The sequence below is a fragment of the Janthinobacterium sp. GMG2 genome (genome assembly GCF_033949445.1).
In the GTDB taxonomy this organism is placed as follows: domain Bacteria; phylum Pseudomonadota; class Gammaproteobacteria; order Burkholderiales; family Burkholderiaceae_D; genus Janthinobacterium; species Janthinobacterium aestuarii.
This window is the reverse complement of sequence record NZ_JAXAWA010000001.1, coordinates 650456-676568: the sequence shown is the minus strand read 5'-3', so window position 1 is coordinate 676568 and position 26113 is coordinate 650456. Positions and strand designations below refer to the sequence as shown.

Here is a 26113-nt window from a genome sequence, read left to right as displayed (position 1 = left end):
ATTCCTTCCGGGAACGACGCCCGATGCACCGCATCGGGCGTCTTGCATACAAGATCGCTCACTCTTGTACTGCAGGGCTTAACCATGCCATGGAGCCGTCCGCTTGCGATCCCATCCGTCAAAAAACGCTGATCGGTCTTGTGCCGCGTGCACATTTGCGCCTGCTTGTACGTCAGCTCGCCTTTTTCCACCTGCTCGACAACGCTCAATTTAAAAGCCAGGCTGTAATCTCGCTGACTGCGCCGAAATCCTTGTTTCATCGGACACTCCTTCTCTGCATCGAAAAAGTGTCAACTTATTCCAGGATGGGCCAATCGCAAAAAAAAGCCTGAAACTGAGTTTCAGGCTTTTTTACATCATGCGACGAGGACAGAAATATTGGTATCTGCCTTTTACTGCTTCAGCAACCCACCCAACAACGCCGCCACCTTCTGCTTCGGCTTGGCCGCGGCAGGCGCCATGCTGGCGGCAGCGGGAGCGGCTGCTTTGGCGGGCTCATATGGCTTCAGGAACCAGGGATCGGCCTTCTCGCGGCGGGCGCCGGGACCAAAGGCGGGACGCGCACCGCGCTCGGCGGAGCGGCTGTCGCGGCTCTCGCCGGCATGGCGGCTCTCCGGGGCGCGTGCGGGACGCGCCTCGCCACCTTCGGTGCGGCGCGGTGGGCGGCGCTCGCTATCGCTGCTGCGGGCAGGAGCGGGATTGAAGCCCGTCAATTCGCCGCGCTTGATGCTTTGCTTGATGAGTTTCTCGATATCGGCCAGCAAGCGCTCGTCTTTATCCGAGTAGATCGAGATGGCATCGCCCGAGGCGCCGGCACGGCCCGTGCGGCCGATACGGTGCACATAGTCTTCCGCGTTGTACGGCAAGTCGAAGTTGATGACGCAAGGCAAGTCCGAAATATCCAGGCCGCGCGCCGCCACGTCGGTGGCCACCAGCACGTCGATCTCGCCCTTCTTGAACGATTCCAGCGCCGCCATGCGTTCCTGCTGGCTCTTGTCGCCGTGAATCGCCGTGGCGCTCATGCCTTCCTGTTCCAGCACGCGGGCCAGGCGCGAGGCACCGATCTTGGTGTTCGAGAAGACGATAACCTGCTTCAGGTCGCGCTGGCGTAGCAGATGGGCTACCAGGGCATGCTTCTGGTCTTCCGTCACCTTGTAGACCACTTGCGTGACCTTGTCGGCCGTCTGGTTGCTGCGCGCCACTTCGATCGTCAGCGGATCGTTGAGGAAGGTCGCGGCCAGCTTCTTGATTTCTGGCGAGAACGTCGCCGAGAACATCAGGTTCTGGCGTTGTTTCGGAAGCAAGTTGATGATGCGTTGCAAGTCCGGCAAAAAGCCCATGTCCAGCATGCGGTCCGCCTCATCCATGACCAGCATCTGCACCTGGCTCAGACTGATGTTCTTTTGCTCGATATGGTCGAGCAGGCGGCCTGGCGTGGCGATGACGATTTCCACGCCGCCGCGCAGGATGACGGTTTGCGGCTTCATGTCCATGCCGCCGAAGACGACGGTCGAACGCAGCGGCGTGTGCTGGGCGTAGGCCTTGACGTTTTCGGCCACCTGCACCGCCAGTTCACGCGTCGGCGTGAGGATCAGCGCACGCACCGGGTGGCGTGCCGGCGACATGCTGCTGCTGGCATGCGCCATCAGCAACTGGATGATCGGCAAGGAAAAACCGGCTGTCTTGCCGGTGCCCGTTTGCGCGGCACCCATCACATCGCGGCCTTGCAGCACGACGGGAATCGCTTGTTCCTGGATCGGTGTCGGATGGGTGTAGCCCTGGTCGGTCAGTGCGCGCTGGATTTCAGGCGCGAGGCCGAAGTCGGCAAAGGTCAGGCTGGGAGCAGCGGATGCGGCAGGTGCTGGTGCAGGCGCAGCGGCGACGGGCGCCGCTTCAGGGGCAATCGCCGGGCTGGGCGTAGGAGTCGATTCGGTTTCAGACATAAATTTTCTGGTGTGCCTCCGCACTGCGGAAGCCATGCTTTCTCAATAAACAACATTTCGGGGCACAGGCAGCTCCGTCTTGCAAGCCATGGATCATTGTTCTTGCGGCACCTCTGTGCTCCGGGACATGCTGGATGGCGTATGCGGGAGCGTCGAAGAGATGTGCTGCGATGGCGGCGGAGATCGCGCCGGCGGAACATCGCGCGCAGAAGATACAATATCAGTGCTGTAAACGATACCCTAATTCACCGCAACTGTACACGGAAACCGTGATTTTTGAGCAAAAAGCATTCCAGCAATGGCCTGCGGGAATGCCGTATGATGCCGTTCCAATGCCTGCTCCGATCCCTGCCGCTCCATCCCCTGCCCTCACCATGTCCACCCCGCCCTTAGCCCACGATCCGCAACCGCAGCCACCCAGCAAACCGGGCAATGACGAGTGCTGCCATAGCGGTTGCACCTTTTGCGTGCTGGAAATGTACCAGGAAGACCTGGCCGCCTACGAAGAGGCCCTGAGGGCCTGGCAACAGCGCCAGCAAGCCGCTGCCGCGCCCGCGGCCCCAGGCGTCAAGAAGCCGCGCAAGCGCGCTTGACTTCATTCACTTAAAAGCTTTCCCACTCATCGACTGGTGCCGCGCAACGCGCCGTGCTGGCCAGTTGACGCGGCGCCGGTGCCGGCGTCACGGTTGCCGGCGTCTTGACGGTGACGGTGACGGGTGCGCGCGGCCGGTTCGCGGCGGCGCTGGCCACGTCAAGCTTGAAGACGCTGACGACGGCGCTCAGGCTGGCAGCCTGTTCCTGCATCGATTCGGCTGCCGCGGCCGCCTCTTCCACCAGGGCCGCATTTTGCTGCGTCACCTGGTCCATCTGGGCGATGGCCTGGTTAACTTGCTCAATACCGGCGCTCTGCTCGCTGCTGGCGGCCGTGATCTCGCTCATGATGTCCGTCACGCGGGTGATGCTGGCAACGATGTCATCCATCGTGCGGCCCGCCTGGTCCACCAGTTTCGAGCCCGCCTCGACTTTCTCGACCGAATCGCCGATCAGGACCTTGATATCCTTGGCTGCCGCGGCCGAGCGTTGCGCCAGGTTGCGCACTTCCGTGGCCACGACGGCAAAGCCGCGCCCCTGCTCACCCGCACGCGCCGCCTCGACGGCCGCATTCAGGGCCAGGATATTGGTCTGGAAAGCAATGCCGTCGATGACGGCGATGATGTCGACAATCTTGCGCGACGATTCGTTGATCGACGCCATCGTGCCCACCACTTCGCCGACGACCTTGCCGCCCTCGATGGCGATGCTCGACGAGGTCTGCGCCATGGTGTTGGCCTGGCGCGCATTGTCCGCATTCTGCTTCACGGTCGACGTCAGCTCTTCCATCGACGAAGCTGTTTCTTCCAGCGAACTGGCCTGCTCTTCCGTGCGCGACGACAGATCCTGGTTGCCGGCCGCGATCTGGCTCGACGCCGTGGCGATGGTATCGGTGCCGCTGCGTACCTGGCCCACCAGCTTTTGCAGGCTGGCATTCATGTCTTTCAGGGCCTGCATCAACTGCCCCGTTTCGTCTTGCGATTGCACAACGATCTGTGCGGTCAGATCGCCAGCGGCCACCTGGCGCGCCACGCCGACGGCCTCGATCAGCGGACGCGCCACGCTGCGCGCCACCCACAGCGCCAGCAACATGCCGATGACGACGATACCTACCACCAAGCCGATCAGGCTGGCGCGCGAGGCCGCATAGGTTGCATCGGCGCTGGCGCTCGAGCGCACGCCGCCGTCCGTGTTAATCGACACCAGTTTATCGAGGGCCGCCATCATGTCCGTCATGACCTTGGCCGACGGCCCCACAGCCAGCGCGCGCGCCTCTTCCTTTTTCATCTCGCGCGACAGGCTCAGCATGGTTGCATGCAGACGCATGAATTCATCGTTGAGCGCCAGGAAGCGCTCGAACACTTCCTTCTCGCCCGCTGCGGAAATCAGGCTGCGGTACTTGTCGGCATCGGCCTTCAGCTTGGCCTGGGTTTCCGTCATGCGCGTTTCGTTCTGCACCATGTCGGCATCCTGCGCGGCCAGCATGTGCGCCAGCTCCCAGCGGCGGAAATCGCTGACATCGCTGCGCATATTCATGGCCGTCAGCACGCTGGGCATCCAGTTGTCGGACAGGTCGGTCGACGCGGTATTGATGCGCGCCATGGACAAGATCGCCGACACGCCCAAGGCCGCCGTCAACAGCAGCACGGCGCCAAACGACAAGATCAGCTTGGTGGCAATTTTCAAATCAAAAAACCATTTCATGCGTTGCTTTCCTTCATTAAACGAACGGGACAAAAGTGAGCAGAGATGGAGAGCAAGCTCATACCGGCACACAAATCGAATTTCCGCAATGCAACATTTTATCACCGTCGTACTGCAGCGCAGAGTGGTTTGATCGCGGCGTGCGGCCAAAGTTCGCGCATAGCGGGCAGCACGGCATTTTTTTCCCCAGCACGCTTGTTTCCACAAGGAAAAATGCAGCAGCAGGCGTAGGAGTCGGATGACACGAGGCAATGTTCCTAGCCTACATAAGCACGTCGGCTCATCCGATGCCCGCCGGCGCCCCCTGGTTCTATAGTGGATACAAGATTCAGCACAACGCTAGCAAGCCATAAAAGCAGCGCCATCCAACAAAATCAGAAGACGAGGCCCTACCATGTACAAAGCTTATAGCAACCTGACACCAGCAACGAATGCCCACGCAGCCGCCCAGCACAACTGGCAAGCCGCACCCGCCACGCCCATGATCAGCATCACGGGCGCGCAACAGAACGAATTGCTGCGTGCCTTGTCGCGCGCCGATCTGGAGCGCCTGTTTTGCCAACTGGAATTGGTCGCTTTGCCTGCCGGCAAGCACCTGTTCGATTGCGGCGGCAAGATTGAATACACGTACTTCCCCACCAACGCCATCGTTTCCCTGCTGTATGTGATGGAAGATGGCGCCACCACCGAGATCGCCGTCGTCGGCCGCGAAGGCGTGGCCGGCGTGGTGCTGTACGAAGCCGAGCGCGCCACCTGCACCGCCATCGTGCAAACGGCCGGCTACGGCTACCGCCTGAAAACGGCCTTCCTGCGCGAAGTGTTCAATGAAGGCGGCGCCCTGGCGCAATTGCTGATGCGCTACACCAGCGCCATGTTTGCGCAAATGGCGCAGAACGTGGTGGGCGGCCGCCATTGCAGCATCGAACAAAAACTGTGCCGCTGGCTGCTGGACCGCCTCGACCGTTCCCTGTCGAACGAACTGAAGGTAACGCAAGACACCATGGCCAACATGCTGGGCGTGCGCCGCGAAAGCATCACCGTCACGGCCCGCAAGCTGCAGGACGAAGGCTTGATCCAATACCGCCGCGGCACGGTCGAAGTACTCGACCGCGAAGGCCTGGAAGCGGCCGCCGGCAATTGCTACAAGGCCGCCCGCGCCGGTTTCGAACAATTCCGCAGCGGCATCAGCGCACACAATTAAGCACCATGTTGGCAAACGGGCAGGCAAGCGGGTATCGTAGACATTCCCGCTGACTTCCCCGGAGACTGGCCATGAAACTGATCGGCATGCTCGACTCGCCCTATGTGCGCAGGGTCGCCATCTGTTTGCAACTGCAGGGCATTAACTACGAGCACTTGCCGCTGTCCGTGTTCCGCAACATGGATGCTGTGCGCGAGATCAACCCCGTCATCAAGGTACCGACCCTGGTCCTGGACGACGGGCAAGTGCTGATGGATTCCACCTTGATCCTGCACTATCTGTCGCTGCTGCGCCCCGCCACTTCCGTCCCTGACCTCGCCAACAGCGTGCGCGCGCTGCGCTTGACAGGCTTGGCGCTGGCCGCCTATGAAAAAGCCGTACAAATCGTCTATGAGCGCAAGCTGCGTCCGCTCGACAAGCAGCACGCGCCGTGGCTGGAACGGGTCAGCATGCAATTGCACGCCGCGTGGAACCTGCTGGAACAGGAATGCGCACACCTGCCCCTGCCTAGCGAGACGGGCACCATCGACCAGGCGGGCGTGACCATCGCCGTCGGCTGGAGCTTCGCCCAGCTGGAAACGCCCGATATCGTCAAACCGGCCGACTACCCGGCCATCCACGCCTACACGCGCTCGGCGGAAACCCTGCCTGCCTTCCTGGCCACGCCGCCAGTCTGAACCACCGGGCGAACTGCCTGCGGCAGGTGCGGCCCCAGCAGGCACGCACCCGGTACAATATTGGTATTCCCCTATCTGGCGCGCCCAACAGCGCGGCGCGCCGGCACCATGAAAGAATGAATGGAAGACATCAATTGCGAAGGCTTGCCGCACATCCGCGTACTGGCAGGCGAAAACACCGACGGCCCCGTGTATGAGACCCTGCCGGCACGCCAGATCGACGAGCACGTCTACGAACTGCTGGCCTCGCCCGGCCTGACCCTGAACCTGGCACGCGGCGACATCGTCAGCATCGCCGACCCGCTCGCCCCCGCCGAAGTGCTCAAGCGCGGCGGCAACTTCTGCATCCAGATCTATGCCGACGACGTGTCGCAAGAGGCAGTGGACCAGCTCGAACGCGACGTGCAAAGCCAGCTCGGCGGCACCATGGACGGCCAGTACAAGGGCAACCTCACCTTCAGCGTGCCGGGACACCACGGCATCTACAGCATCAACGGTCCCTTCGACGCCTTCCGCGAAGCGACGGGCGTGGAGTGGTACTTCGCCAACATCTACGTCAACCTCGATGACGACGATGATGAAACCTTGCTCAACTGGTGGGTGGATATGTAAGGTTGCCCGTGCGCCAGGCGGGGCCATAACACACGTCAATGCGTCGTATTGCCCTGGCGCACATCAAGATACCGGCCCGCATCTTGCGTACGCTCTCTCTACCGTCAACCACAGAGAGAAACGCTATGCCCTACATTGCGCGTGCCGACTATGCAAAGCAAAAAGAGATCGTAGGAAATGGCGAATGCGTCACCCTCGCCAGGCACCTCACTGGCGCCCGTGCCTCGTCGCTTTGATCGCCCCGAAATCTATTCGGTGGTCGAATGAAGCCGCTCGCACTGCTGGCATTGGCTATCGCGGTCACGACGATGCAGCCAACTGCAGCAGCCCCTTTTTCTTGCCCGCAAGCAGCTCCATTGACCTGGGACCTGCCAGCCGCCAGGCTCGACAGCGTGCGCGTGCTGTCCTATCCGGCGAATCAGCCGCCAGCGAACGGCGCCGCCTTGCCTATCCTGGCACCAGACAGGGAGTGGACACGAGCCGGCACCTTGTATCAACGCTGGAATATCAATTTCGATGCCCCCCACTATCTGTTTCAAGTGGACTGCCTGTATGCCGGTACCGAACGCTACCTGCGCTTGGATTTGCCGGGAGTCAAACAGTGCACCTCAGCTATCCAACAGCGAACGAAAATAATAAGTTTTCAGTGCAAATAGTACGCTGGGCCGAATTTCTCATGCATGCTCATGGGAAAAAACGGAGTGCGTGTGACAAGTCTGGCAGCGGTCGTGGTGGATCGCCAGCGCAGGGCACGGCAAACCGAACTCATCGCTACGTGCTACGATGCAAGACAAGTTCCTTTCAATGACACGCCATGAAATACAAGCTATTCCTGTTTGACCTCGACGATACCCTGCTCGACTTCCGGGCCTCCGAAAAACGCTCGTTCCTGCACACCATGCACGAACTGGGCTTGCGCGACGGCATTGACGCGTTGTTCTCCCAATACCAGGCGATCAACGTCGACCTGTGGAGACGTTTTGAGACGGGCGACGTGAGCAAGGATTTCCTGAAAGTGGAACGCTTCCGCAAGACGTTTGCACTGAACGGCATCGCCATCGACCCGGAGCTGGCCAGCCGTCTGTATCTGGACTCCCTGCCGGACACGGTCGTGCTCATCGATGGCGCCAGAGAAGTGTGCGAAACGCTGTCGCGTATCGGCGAAGTGGGCATCATCACCAACGGCGTCGAGTCCATCCAGAACCGCCGCATCGCCGCCTCCGGCCTGAGCGACTACATCTCCTTCGTCGCCACCTCCGAAGCGTGCGGCCACGCCAAGCCGGACGTGCGCTTCTTCGAATATGCCGCCAACATGGCGCGCGCATTCAGCAAGGACGCGACCATCATCATCGGCGACCGCCTGGACGCCGACATCCTCGGCGCCAACCGCTACGGCATAGCCAGCTGCTGGTTCAACCCGGACAGCATGGCCAATACCTCGGCCGCCATCCCCACTTATGAAGTGGCCAGCCTGCATGACATCGTGCCGGTGCTGGGCATGATGCCGGTCAACTTGAAACAGGCTTGATCGCCAACAAGCGCATCACCTGAAATACGCTGGCAGCGGCACGAAAACGCGCCGCTGCTCGCGTACCATCAGGACTCGTCCATATTGGTGCCAGCTTATGCCTTCCCACACCGTCCTGATCGCCATCGCGGCCTTGATCCTGTTCTTTGCCATGCTGGCCACGCGTCAGGCGGCCAAGTCCCGCAGGCCATTGAAGCTGCAAAGAAAGCCCGTCATGACGGCGCGCGAACAACAGATGTACCATCTGCTGCAGACGGCCTTGCCGGAATGCACGGTGCTGGCCCAAGTGGCGTTTTCCGCGCTGGTGACGGCAAAAGGATGGGCAAACAGAAACCGTTTCGACCGCAAGGTGGCCGATTTTGTGCTGTGCAGCCAGCAACTGCACGTCATCGCCGTGATCGAGCTCGATGACCGCAGCCATGCAGGCCGAGAACGCCAGGACAAGGAGCGCGACGCCATGCTCAGGCTAGCCGGCTATGTGACCTTGCGCTATGCAAACCTTCCCACCCAGCAGGCGCTGCGCGCCGACATCGAGCAACTGCTGCTGAAAAAGGCCGGCGTCGTATCTGCCTGATGACACCATCCAGGCATCAATCGCGCGTCAGCACTTCCAGCAATTCAATCTCGAAGATCAAATTGGAATGCGGCGGAATCAACCCCACCTGCCGCTCGCCATACGCCAGCGCCGCCGGCACCCACAGCTTGCGCGTGCCGCCGACCTGCATGCCTTGCAAACCCAAAATCCAGCCCTGAATCACCTTGTTATTGCTCAACACACAGCGAAAAGGCTCGCCCCGCTTGTGCGACGAGTCAAACTCCGTGCCATCCTCCAGCCAGCCCCGATAGTGGGCCGTGATCAGCGCACCGCGCGCCGCCGCCTTGCCATCACCGACCACGATATCGTCAATCTTCACTTCAGCCGTCATCTCACTCCATCCTTCGTCTATCGCAATGCCACGATTGTACGACAGCATGAAAAAAGCCCCGGCAGTCACCCGCCGGGGCTTGTTCTATTCTTGCTAAATTCTGGTGGGCCTCCCGTGAGTCGAACACGGCACCAACGGATTATGAGTCCGCTGCTCTAACCAAGCATGAGCTAGAGGCCCTGGGACTGCGGCGTGGCGGCGCTGTTGATGCCCGCCTCGCGCGGCCGTTTTGGAAACGGACACGCGAGGATAGGGGTATCAGGGGCGTACGTCAAGCCCTATTGGCTTCTAGTTGCCTTCCAAGAAGCTTTTCAGCTTGTCGGAGCGCGATGGGTGGCGCAGCTTGCGCAGCGCCTTGGCTTCGATCTGGCGGATGCGCTCGCGCGTCACGTCAAATTGCTTGCCCACTTCTTCCAGCGTGTGGTCGGTGGACATCTCGATGCCGAAGCGCATGCGCAGCACTTTCGCTTCGCGTGGCGTCAGGGAGTCGAGCACGTCCTTGACGACGCCGCGCATGGACGCGTGCAGGGCCGCGTCCGCCGGCGCCAGGGTGTTGTTGTCCTCGATGAAGTCGCCCAGGTGGGAATCGTCGTCGTCGCCGATCGGCGTTTCCATCGAGATCGGTTCCTTGGCGATTTTCATGATCTTGCGGATCTTGTCCTCGGGCATTTCCATCTTGATCGCCAAGGTGGCCGGATCGGGTTCCGCGCCCGTTTCTTGCAGGATCTGGCGGGAGATGCGGTTCATCTTGTTGATCGTCTCGATCATGTGCACGGGAATACGGATCGTGCGCGCCTGGTCGGCGATCGAGCGCGTGATGGCCTGGCGTATCCACCAGGTCGCATACGTGGAGAACTTGTAGCCTCGACGGTACTCGAACTTGTCGACGGCCTTCATCAGGCCGATATTGCCTTCCTGGATCAGGTCGAGGAATTGCAGGCCGCGGTTCGTGTATTTCTTGGCGATCGAAATGACCAGGCGCAAGTTGGCCTCCGTCATTTCGCGCTTGGCCTTGCGCGCCTTCATTTCACCGGCCGCCATCTGGCGGTTGATGTTGCGCAAATCCGGCAGCGGCAATACAACGCGCGCTTGCAGGTCGATCAGGCGCTGCTGCAGTTCCTTGACGGTCGGAATGTTGCGGCCCAGGATGGCGCTGTACGCGTGTCCTGCGTTGACTTCGCCATCGACCCAGTCGAGGTTGGTTTCATTGCCGGGGAAGACCTTGATGAAGTGGGCGCGCGGCATGCCGCAGCGGTTCACGGCCACGTCGAGGATTTGCTTCTCGATATGGCGCACTTCGTCGACCTGGCCGCGCAGGGTGTCGCAGAGCTTTTCCACGACCTTGGCCGTGAAGCGGATGCCCAGCAACTCTTGCGAAATAGCTTCCTGTGCCTTGGCGTACGGTTTCGAGTTGTAGCCTTCTTTTTCGAAGGCGCGGCGCATCTTGTCGAACTGCTGCGAAATGATGGCGAATTTTTCCAGCGCCGTGCGTTTCAGGGTTTCCAGCTGTTCGGCCGAGAAACCGGCCGCGCCCGAAGCGCTCGCTTCTTCTTCCTCTTCTTCTTCCTCTTCTTCCGCTTCGCCTTCTTCCTCGTCTTCTTCGACGGGAGCGGCCACGACAGGGGCGGCGGCGACCGGTTCGTTTTCATCGACGAGGCCGTCGACGATTTCGTCGATCTTGATCTCTTCGTTGGCGATGCGGTCGGCAGCGGCGATGATCTCGGCGATCGTCACGGGGCAGGCGGAAATAGCCTGGATCATGTCTTTCAAGCCATCTTCGATGCGCTTGGCAATCTCGATCTCGCCTTCGCGCGTCAGCAGCTCGACCGAGCCCATCTCTCGCATGTACATGCGCACGGGGTCGGTGGTGCGGCCGAAGTCGGAATCGACGGTCGACAATGCGGCCTCGGCCGCTGCTTCCGCCTCGTCGTCGCTGGTGACGACGGCAACGTTATCGGACAGCAACAACGTTTCCGCATCGGGCGCGTGCTCGTAGACGGCGATGCCCATGTCATTGAAGGTACCGATGATGCCTTCGATGGCTTCCGGGTCGACGATGTTTTCGGGCAAGTGATCGTTGATTTCCGCGTAGGTCAGGAAACCGCGTTCCTTGCCGAACTTGATCAGGGTCTTGAGTTTCTGGCGCCGGCGCTCAAGTTCTTCCTCGCTCGCTTCCGTATCGGACGAGAACGCATCTTTCAGCAGCGCGCGCTCTTTCGCCTTGCGGTCCTTGGCCTTGGCCTTGTCGACGGCCTTCAGTTCGGCCCGCTCGACGGCATTCAGGGCGGCGACTTCATCATTTTCTGGTTGGAATTCTTTTGGCTTGCGGCCGCGGCGGCCTGGCACTTTTACCGACGGCAAGACATAACCGGACGTATCGATCGCGGCCAGGGTGGCGGCGTCGGTGGTCTGGCTGACCACAGGCGCGCTGGTGACGCGCGCTTCTGGCCGGTCGAGCGCCTTTTCGGCTTTCGTGGTAACTTTAGTGGGCTTTGCAGCCGCTTTGGATTCGGGTTTCTTGATTGGCACAGGCGCTTTCGATTACACAACGACTTGCTTTACGGTGGATTAGGATAAAGTTTGCTGCCAGTTCCCTGTCTACCTGCGGGAACCACCATCTTCGAACCTGCCGACTACGCAAATTCGACACTGTTACGTTACTTACACCTCATCGGCCACGATCCGCGGGAAGCGCAGCAATTCCTGTCCACCGGCTGTTGCCAGCCGCCTCGGCAAAAATTCCTGCATCGACCGCGTTGGGAGCGAGAGCCTGGCGCGGCTTGCCAGCGTCTGCGAGCCTTGCCCGCAACGCCGAAAGCGCCTGTTGGCCCTGGCTGCCGACACGATCCACCGCGCCGATCAAGAGCCTAACTTACTGAAAACAAATACTATTTACGAAACAGAACTAGCTTGCCAAAGCACACAATACTTAGCATTTAATTATAGCACGCGAAAAATGTTTTTCCAGTGCGCGCCATACCCTCAGAGCAAGGTTAGCGATTCACCAACTCGGCATCGCGCTCGCGTTCCAGCGCCCCCTGCTCCTGCATGATTTCGCGGTAGCGTACACCAATTTTCTCCGATGGCAAACCCGAGGCAAACAATTGCTGCAATTCCGCCTTCAAGGCATTCAATTTGATCTCGCGGATGGTGCTCACCAGCCACGACAATTCGCTGTCGTAATCGGATTCCGTGCCGGCCGCGATCTCGCCGATGATCTCGTCGTACTCGCTGCCCAGTTCCTTCAACTGCTGCGCCAGCGCGGCAAAACTGCCGTGCTCGCCCAAGGCCTGGCCCACGGCCACCAGCTGCCCCAGGCTGTGCGCCGCGTCCGGCCCCAGGTGCTGGAAGGCGGCCAGGGCGGCTTCGTCGATGCGCATCGTCAGCGGCGGATGCGCCACCAGCATGCGCATGATCTTCAATTCCAGCCCGACAGGCACGGGGCGGCCCGATTTCGGCGGCGCCCGGTGCGCTACGGCAACAGGCTTGGCCAGCTCGAACAGGGCTTCGATCTCGGCCGGCGTGGACTGCGTCAGCTGTGCCAGGCCGCGCACGATCTGCAGGCGCAGCGACGATGGTGCCATCAGCTGCAGCAGCGGCTTGGCATCGAACTGCACGCGGGCGCGCCCTTCCGGTTCCGACAGGTCATGCTCGCCCGACACTTCTTTCAGTAAAAATTGCGACAGCGGCATGGCTTCATGCACTTGCTGCTCAAACCCTTCGGCGCCGAATTCGCGGATATAACTGTCCGGATCGTGTTCCGAGGGCAGGAACAGGAATTTGATCGTTTTATTGTCCGACACGTGGGCCAGGCTCGCTTCCAGCGCGCGGCGGGCGGCGCGGCGGCCGGCCTTGTCGCCATCGAAGCTGAAAATCACGTTATCGGTCTGGCGCAGCAGTTTTTGCACGTGGGTCGGCGTGCACGCCGTGCCCAGGGTCGCCACTGCCTGCGGGAAACCCATCTGCGCCAGCGCCACTACGTCCATATAGCCTTCCGTCACCAGCACGTAGCCGGCGTCGCGGATGGCTTGGCGCGCTTCGAACAACCCATATAGTTCGAAACCCTTGGAAAACAAGGGGGTTTCCGGCGAGTTCAGGTATTTCGGTTCGCCATGGTCGAGCACGCGGCCGCCAAAGGCGATCACTTGCCCCTTGGTATTGCGGATCGGGAACATGATACGTTCGCGGAAACGGTCATAGCGCTTGCGGTTATTGCCCTCTTCATCGACCTTGTCGATCACGAGGCCGGCCTCGGCCAGGGCTACCACGTCGTATTCGGGGAAGACGGAGCGCAGATTGTCCCAGCCGCCGGGCGCGAAACCCATGCCGAAGCGAGCGGCCACTTCGCCCGTCAAGCCCCGGTTCTTCAGGTAGGCGATGGCTTCGGGCGCGTGGCGCAATTGCCCGCGGTAGTAATCGCACGCCTGCGTCATGGCGTCGGACAGGGCCAGGCTTTGCGCCTGGATCTGCGCGCGCTGGGCCGGCGGAATCTTGTCATCCGCTTCTGGCACGACCATGCCCACGTTCTGCGCCAGGTCCTTGACGGCGTCGACAAAGCCCATGCCCGAGTACTCGATCAGGAAGCCGATCGAGGTGCCATGCGCGCCACAGCCGAAGCAATGATAGAACTGCTTGGTGGGGCTGACGGTAAAGCTGGGCGATTTTTCACTGTGGAACGGGCACAAGCCCATGAAATTGGCGCCACCTTTTTTCAGTTGCACATAGCGCCCCACGACATCGACGATATCGACGCGGTTGAGCAAATCGGAAATGAAGGATTGAGGTATCACTGGCTAGGGCGGGTCTTGTTATAGGTCAGACTATACTACCGCACGTGGCCTGAGGTTGAGCCAGGTCAACGTGTGGGCTGTTAACAGGCTGCCAGCGCGACGGCTGGCAGCCCTTGCTACTATTGTTGCTTACGCTGCCGGCGTCAAGGCTTTCTTGACCAGGGCGGACACCACCGTCATGTCGGCGCGGCCAGCCAGCTTCGGCTTGACGATGGCCATGACCTTGCCCATGTCTTGCGGACCGGCGGCGCCCGAGGCGGCCACGGCGGCAGCGACTTCGGCCGACACTTCTTCGTCCGACAGGCCGGCAGGCATATAGCCCGTCAGGTGCACCAGTTCGGCTTTTTCGATGTCGGCCAGGTCGGCGCGGCCACCGGCTTCGAACTGGGTGATCGAATCCTTGCGCTGCTTGATCATCTTTTCCACGATGGCCGTCACGTGGGCATCCGTCAGTTCGATGCGTTCGTCGACTTCCTTGCGCTTGATTTCCGCCAGCAACAGGCGAATCGTGCCCAGCTTGCCCGCTTCCTTGGCGCGCATGGCGTTTTTCATGTCTTCGGTAATTTGTTCTTTCAAGCTCATGGCAATCCTCGTGTTGGTAAGTAGGGTTCGATGCTCGTGCAGGCACTCCAAGCAGGCGGCCACAAAAGCGAAAACCCGCTGCGGCGAACCGGAGCGGGTATGCGACTCATCTGAAGTATCACTCCAGGCGAATCAAAACAAAACCCGTGGCGAACAATGCGCCGAACTACCCGGGTTGGTTCTGACTGAACAGTCTTAGAATAATTTTTTCGGCAGTTGTTGGCTGCGGATGCGTTTGTAATGACGCTTGACAGCAGCTGCCAGCTTGCGCTTGCGCTCAGCTGTTGGCTTTTCGTAGAATTCGCGAGCGCGCAATTCGGTCAGCAGACCCGTTTTTTCGATGGTGCGTTTGAAGCGACGCATTGCGACTTCGAACGGCTCGTTTTCTTTAAGGCGAATAGTGGTCATGTAAAATTCAAACCGTTGAGGTGGTGTATAGGAAGAGATAGATAGTAGCAGCTTTTATTCGGAAAGGGAAGCCCCTCCCCCACTTGCGTGCGGCATGCAGCCTGCGGTCGCTGCCGGAATGTGGCGTAAACCACGCACCGGGGTGGCGCACCGGGCGCCAGAACCCCATCTTACAGAGTAGCTTACTGCAAGGCAATACCTGCCGCCACGCCGGAAGCCCAGGCCCACTGGAAGTTGTAGCCGCCCAGCCAGCCCGTCACGTCAACCGATTCGCCGATGAAATACAGGCCCGGCACTTTATTGGCCATCATGGTCTGCTGCGACAGTTCGCGCGTATCGATGCCGCCGCGCGTCACTTCGGCCTTGCGGTAGCCTTCGGAACCGTTCGGCACGATGGACCAGGCATTGATGGCCAGCCCCAGCTTGCGCAGCTGCGCATCGGGCATGTCGGCGATGCGTGCATCCGGCGCCAGGCCGTTGACGGCCAGCAAACAGTCGGCCAGGCGCTGCGGCAGCCATTGGGCAACGATATTGCCCAGCTGCTTCTTCAGGGTGCCCTTGCCTTCGATCAAGGTCTGCGCCACGTCCACTTCCGGCAGCAAGTTGATGACGATGGGCTCGCCCGGCAGCCAGTAGCTGGAAATCTGCAGAATTGCCGGGCCCGACAGGCCACGGTGCGTGAACAGCAAGTCTTCGCGGAAACGCGCGCCCGTCGCCTTGCGGCCTTTCAGGCTACCCGTTTCCACGTCCACTTCCAGGGCGATACCGGACAATTCCGCGAACGGCGCCCAGCTGGCTGCATCGAACGTCAGCGGCACCAGGGCCGGACGCGGTTCGACCATCGTCAAGTCGAATTGCTTGGCGATGCGGTAGGCAAAATCCGTGGCACCGATCTTCGGAATCGACAGGCCGCCCGTGGCGATGACGATGCTGGCCGTCTCGATGTCGCCGCTATCGGTCTGCAGCACGAAACCGCCATCCGCTTGCTGAGCAACATTGTCGATCTTGCACGGCATGCGCCAATGCACGCCGCCAGCGGCGCACTCGTCCTTGAGCATGTCGATGATCTGCTCGGCCGATTCATTGCAAAACAGCTGGCCCTTGTGCTTCTCGTGGTAGCCGATCCGGTATTTTTTCACCAGCGCGAGGAAATCCTGCGGCGTGTAGCGCGACAGCGCGCTCTTGCAGAAATGCGGGTTTTCCGAGAGGAAGTTCTGCGGGGTGGCGTTGATATTGGTGAAATTGCACCGTCCACCACCGGAGATGCGGATCTTTTCGGCCAGCTTGGCCGCGTGATCGATCAACACCACGCGCTTGCCCTGCTGGGCGGCCACCGCCGCACACATCATGCCGGCCGCGCCCGCGCCGATCACTGCCACATCAAATTGTTTTGCCATAAGAATTCCGGTCACCGCTGATTACAAAGACGCCATTGTAAACTGCGGCGACGCGGCTAGCGCGGCCGTGCCGCAATCTGCCGCGATGCCGTCAAGCATTGCGCCACCTGCTCGGCGATCGACGGCGGCACGGGCACCTCGCCGCGCAGCACGGCCGCGATCCAGGCCGCCGTGGTGGCCGCATCGCGCTCGGCCGGCAAATGCGGCAACTCTTCCACGAGCAACTGCTTTTCCACCAGCACCGTGCGTTCCACGCCATGGAACCAGTCGATCTGCTGCGCCTTGTTGGCGTTGGCCACCGTCTCGCCCTCCGTGCCACGCATGAGGAAAGCGTCGCCGCGCGCGGGATCAGAGGCGGTGAGGAAATATTCGCCGAGCATTTCCAGATATTCCGGATGCGTGTACGACACCAGACGCAGGGCAGGACCGGCGAACGGCTGCATGATTTTCACCAGGGTATGCGTGGAATTGCGTACGCCCAGCACGCGCCGCAGCGACAGCATCCAGGATAAGCGCGGCGCCAGGGCTTCGATGGGCAGGAAGGCGGCCTCCCCGCGCGCCATGGCGGCCTCGGCTTGCGCATGGTCCTTGGAAGCGGGCACGCCCAGCGCGGCCAGCACTTCGGCCGTCGTGATGCGGCCCGGGTCGCTGGTCACGCCATGCACGAGCACGGGTGCGCCCGCGCGCGCCAGCAGCAGCGCCAGCAAGGCCGTCAGATTGGCCATCTTGCGCGCGCCGTTGTAGCTGGGAATGATGATCGGGGCAAATTCGCCGGCCGGCGCAGCCAGCGGGGCGAATGAGGCTTCGGCAGCATCGAGGAAGCCGGCGATCTCGTCCACGGACTCGCCCTTGATGCGCATCGACAATAAAATGCCGCCCAGCTCCAGGTCCGACACGCGGCCCTCGAGCATGGCGCGGTACAGGGCGCAGGCGTCGTCACGCGTCATGCTGCGCGCGCCGTTCTTGCCGCGTCCTATTTCCTTGATGAAACGTGCTGCGGGGAATGGCTCACCGGCCACATCGGTATGGGGTATGGAAACAGTCGTCATGGCGCCAGCTTACACGGATTTTTCCCCTTGCAGACGGGCAGGCAGGCGGCTTAGGCGACTATGCAACAGTCTTTCAAGCTCTTTTTTGAATGAATCCGCATCGCGGCTGCATCCAAACGCGCCACCGCTGCGTATAAGACTGCACAGGGGGACTCATCATGGAACACGCGATCAAACGGGAAACGGCCTTCGTCGGCATCGAAACGAGCAAGCTGCTGCTGAAAGCCGTGCTGCTCTCGGGTAACGAAGTGCTGTGCAAGGTACTGGAAAACGACGTGGCCGGCTACCGCTGGCTACGCAGCTGGCTGCAAAGGAACGACGTGCCCGTCATCGGCTTGCGCGTCTGCATGCGCCTCGATATGCCATACAGCGAGGCGCCCGCCCGCATGCTGGCCGACATGGGCATGGTGGTTTGCGATGCCCAGCCCGCGCAACTGGACGACTATCTGCGCGGCCAGGGCTTGCCCGATGACGCGGCGCACAGCGCCGTGGTGCTGGCCAACTACTGTGCGCACAGGCGTCCCGCGCGCTGGACGCCGCCCTCGCCCGCCTACGTGGAACTGCGCCTGTGGCTGCGCCGCCTGCACGCCATCGAAGGCGTGCGCCAGCAGGAATCGGCGCGCCTGAATGTGCATCTGCAGGCTGGCCAGCATGCGCTGCACGCCCTGTTGCGCCAGCAGATCGCCTGCCTCGACGCGCAGATACGCCAGCACGAAAGCGCCATCCTCGAGCATGTGAAGCGCCATCCCGGCCTGCCCCGGCCGCCCGAGCTGGCCGGCAACTACCAGCGCATCGCCCGCTACAGCGTTGGCGCCAGCCTGGCCGGCGGCCATTGAACGCACAGGGCCGGCAGCGTGCCGGCCCTGCCATAAAAACAACTGAAGCATTGCCGTTTTGGCCCCATCCCCGCCGCCAGGCCGCATTTCCGCTACACTATTGCCTCTTAAAGAACGCAATCGCGAAAGCCGAGCCAGAATCATGAATACGCCAGACATCGAAAATATCAACGTCACCTCTTTCGCGCCCATGCCGACACCGGCCGAACTGCACGCCAAGCTGCCCCTGTCGGAGAGCGCCTTCGACACCGTCAGCCGCGGCCGCGAAGCGCTGCGCAACATCATCGACCGCAAGGACCAGCGCCTGTTCGTCGTCGTCGGCCCATGCTCGATCCACGACCCCGTCGCCGGCCTCGATTACGCGCGCCGCCTGAAAGCGCTGCAAGAGGAAGTCAAGGACACGATGCTGCTGGTGATGCGCGTGTATTTCGAAAAACCGCGTACCACCACGGGCTGGAAAGGCTATATCAACGACCCGTATATGGACGATTCGTTCAAGGTCAACGAAGGCATGGAAAAGGCGCGCCATTTCCTGCTCGACGTATGCGAACTGGGCCTGCCCACCGCAACCGAAGCGCTGGACCCGATCTCGCCGCAATACCTGGGTGACCTGATCGCCTGGACCGCCATCGGCGCGCGCACGACGGAATCGCAGACGCACCGCGAAATGTCGTCGGGCCTGTCGACCCCGGTCGGCTTCAAGAACGGCACCGATGGCGACATCAGCATTGCGGTGAACGCGATCCTGTCGTCGGCGCACCCGCACTCCTTCCTGGGCATCAATGGCGAAGGCAACGTCGCCATCGTGCGCACGCGCGGCAACGCGTATGGCCACGTGGTGCTGCGCGGCGGCGACGGCCGTCCGAACTACGATTCCGTGTCGATCGCCATCGCCGAACAGGCGCTGGCCAAGGCCAAGCTGCCGGCCAATCTGGTGGTCGACTGCTCGCACGCGAACAGCTACAAGAAGCCGGAACTGCAACCGCTGGTGATGGCCGACGTGGTCAACCAGATCCGCCAGGGCAACCGCTCGCTGGTGGGTGTGATGATCGAATCGAACATCGTCGGCGGCAACCAGAAGATCCCGCAAGACCTGTCGCAACTGACCTACGGCTGCTCCGTCACCGACGGCTGCATCGACTGGGACACGACGGCGACCATGCTGCGCGATGCGCATGCGCATCTCGTCAATCGCCCGGCGTAAATACACGGCCAACAATGTTGTCGGATTACGGCCCTGTGGGCCTAATCCGACCTACCCGACCGGACGTAGGTCGGCTTAGCGCACAGCGCGCAAGCCGACACCAGCACGAGACATATCACGCCATCTGCACATGCGGCAGCAGCGCAAACGAGCCGGCCAGCGCCTGCTCGGCCTTGCTGGCCGGGACATTGAGCTCCTTCAAGTCCAGGTAGATGCGTCCGTCCAGGATGCGCACGGCGTACATACGCGCCATGCCCTGCACGGGCGCCACCAGGCGGCCCGAATCGAGCTCGATGATCCAGCTGCTCTTCGGCCCCATCAGGTTTTTCTCCATCAGCACCCCATGCGCGAGCGGGCCGCCCAGGCAAGGCACTGTGTCGAGCAGCGCGTACACCATATCGTCAGCCGCGCGAAACAGCGCCACGCCCGGCAAATCCTGCCACGCCAGCCCCCGCTGCACCATGCGCGCGCCCGCCAGCGGCATGTCCTTCAGGCGGCAAATCATTTTCCATTGTTCTGGCATCGCTAGCTCCCTCGAGAAAGGTACACGCTTGCATAAGCAAGAGCGGTGCCAGTGCCGGCACAGGCGGGGAATGGCCAAAATCCAGGGAAAAATGGCACCGCGCCGCACTGCGCAAGTGCACACTGCCGCCGAAATGGTGCGCCTGCCGCACGGTGGACTGCCCGGCTTTCCTTTACAATGGTGGATTACTCCTCCCTATTTAACACCTTCATGATTGTTCTTGGCGTCGAATCCTCCTGTGACGAAACCGGCCTGGCCTTGTACGACACGCAACGCGGCCTGCTGTCGCACGCCCTCTATTCGCAAGTCGCCATGCACGAGCAATATGGCGGCGTGGTGCCGGAACTGGCGTCGCGCGACCATATCCGCCGCGCCATCCCGCTGCTCGAAGAAACCTTGACCAAGGCCGGGATCACCCTGCCCGAGATTGACGCCATCGCCTACACGCAAGGTCCAGGCCTGGCCGGCGCGCTGCTGGTCGGCTCCTCCGTTGCCTGCAGCCTGGGCCTGGCCATCAACAAGCCGGTGCTGGGCATTCACCATCTGGAAGGCCATCTGCTGTCGCCCTTGCTGGCATCCGAGCCGCCGGAATTCCCGTTCATCGCCCTGCTGGTGTCGGGCGGCCACACGCAGCTGATGCGCGTCGATGGCGTGGGCCAGTACACGATGCTGGGCGAAACGCTGGACGATGCTGCCGGCGAAGCGTTCGACAAGTCGGCCAAGCTGCTGGGACTCGGTTATCCGGGTGGCCCCGCCATTTCGCGCCTGGCGGAATTTGGCGACCCGCTCGCGTATAAACTGCCACGCCCCATGCTGCATTCGAAGGATTTCAATTTCAGCTTTTCCGGCCTGAAGACGGCCGTGCTGACGGTGGTGAAAAACCATGAAGAAAAAGTCATCGCGAATATCTGCGAACAGGACAAGGCGAACATCGCGCGCGGCTTCGTCGACGCCATCGTCGACGTGCTGACGGCCAAATGCGTGTCGGCCCTCAAGCACACGGGTTTGAAACGCCTGGTGATCGCCGGCGGCGTGGGCGCCAACGCGCAGTTGCGCGCCTCGCTCAACGCAGCGGCCGCCAAGAAGCGCTTCAAAGTGTATTACCCGGAGCTGGAATTCTGTACCGACAACGGCGCCATGATCGCCTTTGCCGGCGCCATGCGCCTGCAGATCAACCCCGACGCCGCCAAGCACGATTACTCGTTCAACGTGCGCCCGCGCTGGCCGCTGGACGAAATCCGCGAAGTCTGATCATTCCAGCAGGAAGTTGCGCGCCCCCGCCAGGGCCGCGCCCTCTTCCACCGTTTCATCCTTCAATGCCACGCCCGACAACTGCCGGCTGAACGCCTGCGACAGCAAATAGTGCAGCCGGTATGCCGCCTGCGCATACGCCAGCCCCTCGGGACGCACGTTCGAAATGCAGTTGCGGCGCTCGTCCAGCAAGCCCACTGCAGGTGCCCACGTCAGGTACAGGCCCAGGCTGTCCGGAGAAGTCAAGCCGGGCCGCTCGCCGATCAGCACCAGCACGGCGCGCGCCTGCAATAATTCCCCCACCTCGTCGCCGACAGCTACCCTTCCCTGCGCAACGATGTGCAGCGGCGACAGCGTCCACGCCTCCAGCGCCAGCCGTTCGCGCAGGGCGGCCAGGAACGGTGCCGCGTGGCGCTGCACGGCCAGCGCCGACAGGCCATCGGCCGCCACCAGCGCCAGGTCGACTCCCGTAGCAGCGGTGGCCAGCCGCGCCCGTGAGCCTTCGTCGAGCCGGCGCCCCAGGTCGGGCCGTTGCAGATAGTCGGCGCGCGTGGCGGCCGCGCTGTGCAGCTGCACGCAGTCTTGCCCCTGCGCGGCCAGGACGCGCGCCAGGCCCTCGCCATCGAGCGCCAGATACACGGCGTCGCGCGCCTGCGCGTGGGCCAGCTGGAACGCCAACTGCGCCTTGGTCGGCACGCTGACGCCACGGCGCCCGAGCGCGATGCGCGCCGCCGTATGCGCGCGCAGGGCCTGCCAAGGGTTGGTTTCGTCCATGCGCCCTCCTAGTCGTCCAGGCGCAGCAGGGCCGCCTGGAAAGCCGGCGCCAGCGCTTCGCTCAAGCGGCCCTGCACATCCGTGATCCGCATGCGCGCCAGCCAGGCTTCGAATTCCGGCGCAGGGCGCAAGCCCAGCACTCGGCGCGCATACAGGGCGTCGTGGAACGAGGTGCTCTGGTAGCCGAGCATGATGTCGTCCGCGCCCGGCACGCCCATGATGAAGTTGCAGCCGGCCACGCCCAGCATGGTCAGCAAGGCATCCATGTCGTCCTGGTCCGCTTCCGCATGGTTGGTGTAGCACACGTCGCAGCCCATGGGCAGACCAAGCAGCTTGGCGCAGAAATGGTCTTCCAGCCCCGCGCGCATGATCTGCTTGCCGTCGTACAGATATTCGGGGCCGATGAAGCCGACGACGGAATTGACCAGCAGCGGCTGATACGCGCGCGCCACCGCATACGCGCGTGCCTCGCACGTCTGCTGGTCCATGCCGTGGTGGGCGCCGGCCGACAGCGCGCTGCCCTGCCCCGTTTCGAAATACATGGCGTTGTTGCCCACCGTGCCGCGCCCCAGCGACAGGGCCGCCGCCCGCCCCTCGGCCAGCAGCGCCAGGTCGATGCCGAAGCTGCGGTTGGCCGCCTGCGTACCCGCCACCGACTGGAACACGAGGTCGACGGGCGCGCCGCGGCGTATCGCCTCGATGGTATTGGTGATGTGCGTGAGCACGCATGACTGCGTGGGAATCCGGTACTGGTCGATGACGGCGTCGAGCAGGTGCAGCAGCGAGACCACCTGTGCCACATTGTCGGTGGCCGGATTGATGCCGATCACGGCGTCGCCGCTGCCCAGCAGCAGGCCATCGACGACGGAGGCGGCAATGCCTGTGGCGTCGTCCGTCGGGTGGTTCGGCTGCAGCCGCGTGGACAAACGGTTTTCCAGGCCCAGGGTATTGCGAAAGGCCGTGACGACCCGGCACTTGCGGGCCACCAGCACCAGGTCCTGCAAGCGCATGATTTTTGAGACGGCGGCCGCCATTTCCGGTGTGATGCCGGCGGCCACTTGCGACAGCGTTTGCGTATCCGTCGCGTCATCGAGCAGCCAGTCGCGAAAGTCGCCCACGCACAGGTGCGCAATGGAGGCAAAGGCGGACCGGTCATGACTATCGATGATCAGGCGCGTGACTTCATCGTCTTCATACGGCACCAGCGCCTCGCTGAGGAAGAGCGGCAGCGGCACGTCCGCCAGCGCCAGCTGCGCCGCCACCCGCTCGCGCGCGCTGACGGCCGCCACACCGGCCAGCACGTCGCCCGAACGCAGCGGCGTGGCCTTGGCCAGCAACTCCTTCAGGCTGGCGAACGCATAGGTATGGCTGTCTATCGTATGGCTGAAGCGGGGCATGGTTCGGTTCCTCCGATACCCCATTCTACGCCAGGCTACAGGCTGCGCAGCGCCCCTTCCAGCTGCGGATGACGGAAGACAAAGCCGTCGGCCAGCAAGCGGCGCGGCGCGACCCTTTGGCCTTCGACCAGCAAATCGGCCTGCTCGCCCAGCAAGGCTTGCATGACGAAGGCCGGCGTGGGCATGAAGCTGGGGCGGTGCAGCACGGCGCCCGCCACCTGGGCGAAGCGGCGCTGCGCTATGGCTTCCGGCGCGCAGAAGTTGTATGCGCCACTGACTGCCTGCTCTTCGCTGCGGCGCGCCAGATGGGCGATGCCGAGGATCACGTCGCGCACATGCACCCACGTGACCCATTGCCTGCCGCTGCCCAGCGGGCCGCCCACGCCAAAGCGGACCGGCAAGAGCATCTGCGGCAGCGAACCCTGGTGGCCAAAGACGAGGCCAAAGCGCATGCAGCCCACCTGCACGCCAAATTTCTCCGCCTGGCGCGCGGCCGCTTCCCACTCCTGGCACAGCTGCGACATGAAGATGGCTTGCGGTGTGCTCTCCTCCGTCAATTCCGTGTCGTCGCCCTGCGGCTGCACGCCGTAGTAGCCGATGGCCGACGCCGACAGCAGCACCCGCGGCTTGTGCTGCGCGCGGGCGATCCACGCCACCAGTGCCTGCGTCAGCGCGACGCGGCTGCGGCGCAAGGCGGCCTTGCGTGCATCCGTCCAGCGCCGCCCGACGATGCGCGCGCCGGCCAGGTTGACGACCATGTCGATACGCTGCGCATCCCCCAATTCGTCGAACGACTGGATACAGCGCACCTGGCCATCAAAGGTCCACGCGGCCTGCTTCGGCTGGCGCGTCAGCACCGTCACGGCATGGCCGTCGGCCAGCAAGGCGGCAACCAGCTGCTGGCCGATGAAACCCGTGGCGCCCGTCACCAGCACGGATTGTGACGTGCTGGCAAAGCGCAGGGGCTCCTCTTGCTCTGCCGTCTCTTGCACCTTGCGCCGTCCCAGCTGCCAAACGGCATACGCGTCGCGCAGGCCGGACAAGCCCACGCCCACGCCGCACAGGGCGAGGAAGACGCTGAGCCAGCCATACGGCTGCCACACGAGGGCCGTCGGCAAGGTCGCCCATTCGCTGCTGTTCAGGGCCAGCAGGGCGATGAAAGCGCCCGCGTTAATCGCCAGCACCGTGTGCGTAACCCGCTCCGTGGCGGGCAAGAGGCGCGTCCGGTCCTCGACGACGAAGTCCCACAGGGTCAGCACGATTTCCACGCCAAAGACGATCACCAGCACCCAGGCCCAGGCGCCATGCCACTCCCAGGCCGCCAGGCCCACGAACAGCAGGCCGTAGATCAGGGCGCGCGTCGCGTGGATCGTCAGCTCCAGGCGCGCCGATGCCTTTTGCGGCAGCGCCTCCGTAATTTCATGGTGGTAGATGGTGTCGAAGGCGCCCAGGCAGCCTTGCGCCGCCATCAGTTGCAGGGCCAGCAGATGCGTATTCATGGTGTCTCCTTCATTTCCGGTGCGGCCGATTCGCGGAACACGCCCGCCTGCGTGAACGTGGTGCCGAACAGCGCGTGGCGAATCTCGATGCGGATGTTGAACTGCTGCGGCGTTTCATTGCGGTGGCACAGAAAGGTTTTTCCGGGCGTGAGCACGCCGGGCAGCGGCAGGCGCCAGCCGAAAAGATCCCAAAAATAGCCGTCGCTGGTAAAGTGGAGATTGCCGTCTTCCACGTGCAGCACCAGCTTCATGCCCAGGCCCATGCCCACGTATTCGAGCACTTCGCCCTTCGCGCTTTCCGCCATATAGGAGGTAAAGCGGATCGGCGCGCGCCCGTGCAGGCGGTAGGTGCGCTGCTTGAAGATGAAGGGGCAGCCGGGGCGCGAATAGACTTCGATATCGACGGGGAAATCGTGATCGTCATGCGGGATCAGGGCGCCGTCAATGAAGGGGCGCGTCAGCCAGCCGAGGAATTTTCCCAGGCGCGAGCTGGTGAGTTCACTGAGCTCACCCCGGTAATACAGGGGCTGGCCCGGCGCGGGATTTTTCTCGAAGCGGCGGCGGATATCGGGGTGCAGGGTCAGCCATTGCGCGCCCATCACCTTCTTGAACAGTTCTCCTTCCGAAGGGCCGTTCATGATTTTGCGCGCTTGCCAGGTTTGTCTTCCGGGCTGAGGAACTTGGCCACCTTGCCGCCCATCGACAGCATGCGCTGCAGGGTCGCCGGCGGCAAATTCTTGTAATCGCTGTAGGTGCTGCTGAGCATTTCCAGAAAGGCCAGCACTTCGCCCATGCGCTCGAGCGTGGCCGGTGGAATGGCCGCATCGTGCTCGCCCTCGATCGCGCATTCGCGCAGCACCGTCAGGGTGGGATCGATCTCGCGCCGCTTGCGCTCCTCCATGATGACGCGGAAGATTTCCCACACATCCTGCAGGGCGACGAAGTGGTCGCGCCGGTCCCCCATCACGTGCGTACTGCGCGCCAGGCCCCAGCTTTGCAATTCCTTCAGGCTGTTGCTGACGTTCGAGCGGGCCACGTTCAGGCTGGCCGCGATGTCTTCCGCCGTCAGCGGTTCATTCGCCAGGAACAGCAGCGCGTGGATTTGCGCCACCGTGCGGTTGACGCCCCAGCGCGTGCCCATTTCGCCCCAGTGCAAAATGTACTTCTGCGTGGTCGGACTCAGTTCCATGATTTTCTCTAATTTCTGTCGTTACAGAAATG

The 26113-nt window shown here is 62.4% G+C and carries 26 protein-coding genes and 1 tRNA gene; 11 read left to right on the top strand and 16 right to left on the bottom strand.

The features are described 5' to 3' along the window. Positions 1 to 23: 23 nt before the first annotated feature. A complete protein-coding gene (locus SKZ59_RS03065) occupies positions 24 to 332 on the top strand; it encodes a hypothetical protein (protein WP_200872991.1) in 309 nt (102 codons plus the stop codon). A gap of 60 nt (positions 333 to 392) precedes the next feature. Here the strand turns inward: SKZ59_RS03065 and SKZ59_RS03060 are convergent, their stop codons facing one another. Beyond that, positions 393 to 1943, bottom strand: a complete 1551-nt coding sequence (locus SKZ59_RS03060) for a DEAD/DEAH box helicase (RefSeq protein ID WP_319990785.1) — start codon at positions 1941 to 1943, stop codon at positions 393 to 395. 374 nt (positions 1944 to 2317) lie between these two features. Here SKZ59_RS03060 and SKZ59_RS03055 point away from each other — a divergent pair, with 374 nt between their 5' ends. Continuing rightward, positions 2318 to 2536 carry an oxidoreductase-like domain-containing protein gene (locus tag SKZ59_RS03055; protein ID WP_083292492.1) on the top strand — a complete coding sequence of 73 codons (219 nt, stop codon included), beginning with the start codon at positions 2318 to 2320 and terminating at the stop codon, positions 2534 to 2536. 10 nt (positions 2537 to 2546) lie between these two features. Here SKZ59_RS03055 and SKZ59_RS03050 read toward each other — a convergent pair whose 3' ends face one another. Then, positions 2547 to 4238, bottom strand: coding sequence for a methyl-accepting chemotaxis protein (locus SKZ59_RS03050; RefSeq protein WP_070301298.1), 1692 nt, complete (start codon positions 4236 to 4238; stop codon positions 2547 to 2549). Between the two features lie 481 nt (positions 4239 to 4719). On the opposite strand from SKZ59_RS03050, the gene SKZ59_RS03045 reads away from it, so the two are divergent. From SKZ59_RS03045 to SKZ59_RS03020, 6 genes are all read left to right on the top strand, one after another. Continuing rightward, positions 4720 to 5439, top strand: coding sequence for a Crp/Fnr family transcriptional regulator (locus SKZ59_RS03045; protein ID WP_034747863.1), 720 nt, complete (start codon positions 4720 to 4722; stop codon positions 5437 to 5439). A 71-nt stretch (positions 5440 to 5510) separates the two neighbouring features. Next, entirely contained in the window at positions 5511 to 6116 is a 606-nt protein-coding gene (locus SKZ59_RS03040; RefSeq protein WP_319990784.1) for a glutathione S-transferase, read from the top strand. Between the two features lie 120 nt (positions 6117 to 6236). Then, the gene (locus SKZ59_RS03035; RefSeq protein WP_034746999.1) at positions 6237 to 6728 is read left to right on the top strand and encodes a DUF4265 domain-containing protein; all 492 of its coding nucleotides are present in this window, start codon (positions 6237 to 6239) and stop codon (positions 6726 to 6728) included. A gap of 263 nt (positions 6729 to 6991) precedes the next feature. Next, the gene (locus SKZ59_RS03030; RefSeq protein WP_139143258.1) at positions 6992 to 7384 is read left to right on the top strand and encodes an STY0301 family protein; all 393 of its coding nucleotides are present in this window, start codon (positions 6992 to 6994) and stop codon (positions 7382 to 7384) included. A gap of 158 nt (positions 7385 to 7542) precedes the next feature. Next, entirely contained in the window at positions 7543 to 8256 is a 714-nt protein-coding gene (locus SKZ59_RS03025; RefSeq protein ID WP_319990783.1) for a YjjG family noncanonical pyrimidine nucleotidase, read from the top strand. Positions 8257 to 8353: 97 nt separating this feature from the next. Continuing rightward, on the top strand, positions 8354 to 8830 hold the full coding sequence (locus tag SKZ59_RS03020) for a DUF2726 domain-containing protein (RefSeq protein ID WP_319990782.1): 477 nt from the start codon (positions 8354 to 8356) through the stop codon (positions 8828 to 8830). Between the two features lie 16 nt (positions 8831 to 8846). Here the strand turns inward: SKZ59_RS03020 and SKZ59_RS03015 are convergent, their stop codons facing one another. The 8 genes from SKZ59_RS03015 to ybiB form a co-directional block, all read right to left on the bottom strand. Continuing rightward, the gene (locus tag SKZ59_RS03015) at positions 8847 to 9182 is read right to left on the bottom strand and encodes an FKBP-type peptidyl-prolyl cis-trans isomerase (protein ID WP_099401492.1); all 336 of its coding nucleotides are present in this window, start codon (positions 9180 to 9182) and stop codon (positions 8847 to 8849) included. A 101-nt stretch (positions 9183 to 9283) separates the two neighbouring features. Continuing rightward, a tRNA-Ile gene (locus SKZ59_RS03010) sits at positions 9284 to 9362 on the bottom strand. Positions 9363 to 9470: 108 nt separating this feature from the next. Next, positions 9471 to 11711: an RNA polymerase sigma factor RpoD gene (gene rpoD, locus SKZ59_RS03005; RefSeq protein ID WP_034746980.1), complete on the bottom strand. Its 2241-nt coding sequence runs from the start codon at positions 11709 to 11711 to the stop codon at positions 9471 to 9473. A 464-nt stretch (positions 11712 to 12175) separates the two neighbouring features. Beyond that, a complete protein-coding gene (dnaG, locus tag SKZ59_RS03000) occupies positions 12176 to 13972 on the bottom strand; it encodes a DNA primase (RefSeq protein WP_034746977.1) in 1797 nt (598 codons plus the stop codon). 129 nt (positions 13973 to 14101) lie between these two features. Beyond that, on the bottom strand, positions 14102 to 14554 hold the full coding sequence (locus SKZ59_RS02995; protein ID WP_070301291.1) for a GatB/YqeY domain-containing protein: 453 nt from the start codon (positions 14552 to 14554) through the stop codon (positions 14102 to 14104). Between the two features lie 195 nt (positions 14555 to 14749). Continuing rightward, complete coding sequence (gene rpsU, locus SKZ59_RS02990) at positions 14750 to 14962, bottom strand: 30S ribosomal protein S21 (protein ID WP_008451879.1); 213 nt, start codon at positions 14960 to 14962, stop codon at positions 14750 to 14752. 182 nt (positions 14963 to 15144) lie between these two features. Continuing rightward, entirely contained in the window at positions 15145 to 16359 is a 1215-nt protein-coding gene (locus SKZ59_RS02985) for an NAD(P)/FAD-dependent oxidoreductase (protein ID WP_034746968.1), read from the bottom strand. A 56-nt stretch (positions 16360 to 16415) separates the two neighbouring features. After that, complete coding sequence (ybiB, locus tag SKZ59_RS02980; protein WP_319990781.1) at positions 16416 to 17408, bottom strand: DNA-binding protein YbiB; 993 nt, start codon at positions 17406 to 17408, stop codon at positions 16416 to 16418. A 158-nt stretch (positions 17409 to 17566) separates the two neighbouring features. Here ybiB and SKZ59_RS02975 point away from each other — a divergent pair, with 158 nt between their 5' ends. Continuing rightward, positions 17567 to 18244, top strand: a complete 678-nt coding sequence (locus SKZ59_RS02975; RefSeq protein ID WP_319990780.1) for a hypothetical protein — start codon at positions 17567 to 17569, stop codon at positions 18242 to 18244. 142 nt (positions 18245 to 18386) lie between these two features. Next, positions 18387 to 19448: a 3-deoxy-7-phosphoheptulonate synthase gene (locus tag SKZ59_RS02970; protein ID WP_319990779.1), complete on the top strand. Its 1062-nt coding sequence runs from the start codon at positions 18387 to 18389 to the stop codon at positions 19446 to 19448. Between the two features lie 115 nt (positions 19449 to 19563). Here the strand turns inward: SKZ59_RS02970 and SKZ59_RS02965 are convergent, their stop codons facing one another. Beyond that, the gene (locus SKZ59_RS02965; RefSeq protein WP_219327848.1) at positions 19564 to 19971 is read right to left on the bottom strand and encodes a nitrite reductase (NAD(P)H) small subunit; all 408 of its coding nucleotides are present in this window, start codon (positions 19969 to 19971) and stop codon (positions 19564 to 19566) included. Positions 19972 to 20181: 210 nt separating this feature from the next. Between SKZ59_RS02965 and tsaD the strand changes: the two genes are divergently transcribed. Continuing rightward, positions 20182 to 21222: a tRNA (adenosine(37)-N6)-threonylcarbamoyltransferase complex transferase subunit TsaD gene (gene tsaD, locus SKZ59_RS02960; RefSeq protein ID WP_219327849.1), complete on the top strand. Its 1041-nt coding sequence runs from the start codon at positions 20182 to 20184 to the stop codon at positions 21220 to 21222. On the opposite strand, the gene eutC is transcribed toward tsaD, so the two are convergent. The 5 genes from eutC to SKZ59_RS02935 are packed head-to-tail and all read right to left on the bottom strand — an operon-like array spanning position 21223 to position 26081. Beyond that, complete coding sequence (gene eutC, locus SKZ59_RS02955) at positions 21223 to 21996, bottom strand: ethanolamine ammonia-lyase subunit EutC (RefSeq protein WP_319990778.1); 774 nt, start codon at positions 21994 to 21996, stop codon at positions 21223 to 21225. An 8-nt stretch (positions 21997 to 22004) separates the two neighbouring features. Next, positions 22005 to 23393 (bottom strand): ethanolamine ammonia-lyase subunit EutB, encoded by a 1389-nt coding sequence (locus SKZ59_RS02950; RefSeq protein ID WP_219327851.1) that lies wholly within the window; start codon positions 23391 to 23393, stop codon positions 22005 to 22007. Positions 23394 to 23428: 35 nt separating this feature from the next. Beyond that, positions 23429 to 24892, bottom strand: a complete 1464-nt coding sequence (locus SKZ59_RS02945; RefSeq protein ID WP_319990777.1) for a TIGR01777 family oxidoreductase — start codon at positions 24890 to 24892, stop codon at positions 23429 to 23431. Beyond that, positions 24889 to 25530, bottom strand: a complete 642-nt coding sequence (locus SKZ59_RS02940) for a DUF4166 domain-containing protein (RefSeq protein WP_219327853.1) — start codon at positions 25528 to 25530, stop codon at positions 24889 to 24891. Before SKZ59_RS02940 ends, SKZ59_RS02945 begins: the two co-directional genes overlap by 4 nt. Beyond that, on the bottom strand, positions 25527 to 26081 hold the full coding sequence (locus tag SKZ59_RS02935) for a GbsR/MarR family transcriptional regulator (protein WP_034746943.1): 555 nt from the start codon (positions 26079 to 26081) through the stop codon (positions 25527 to 25529). Before SKZ59_RS02935 ends, SKZ59_RS02940 begins: the two co-directional genes overlap by 4 nt. Between the last annotated feature and the right edge of the window lie 32 nt (positions 26082 to 26113).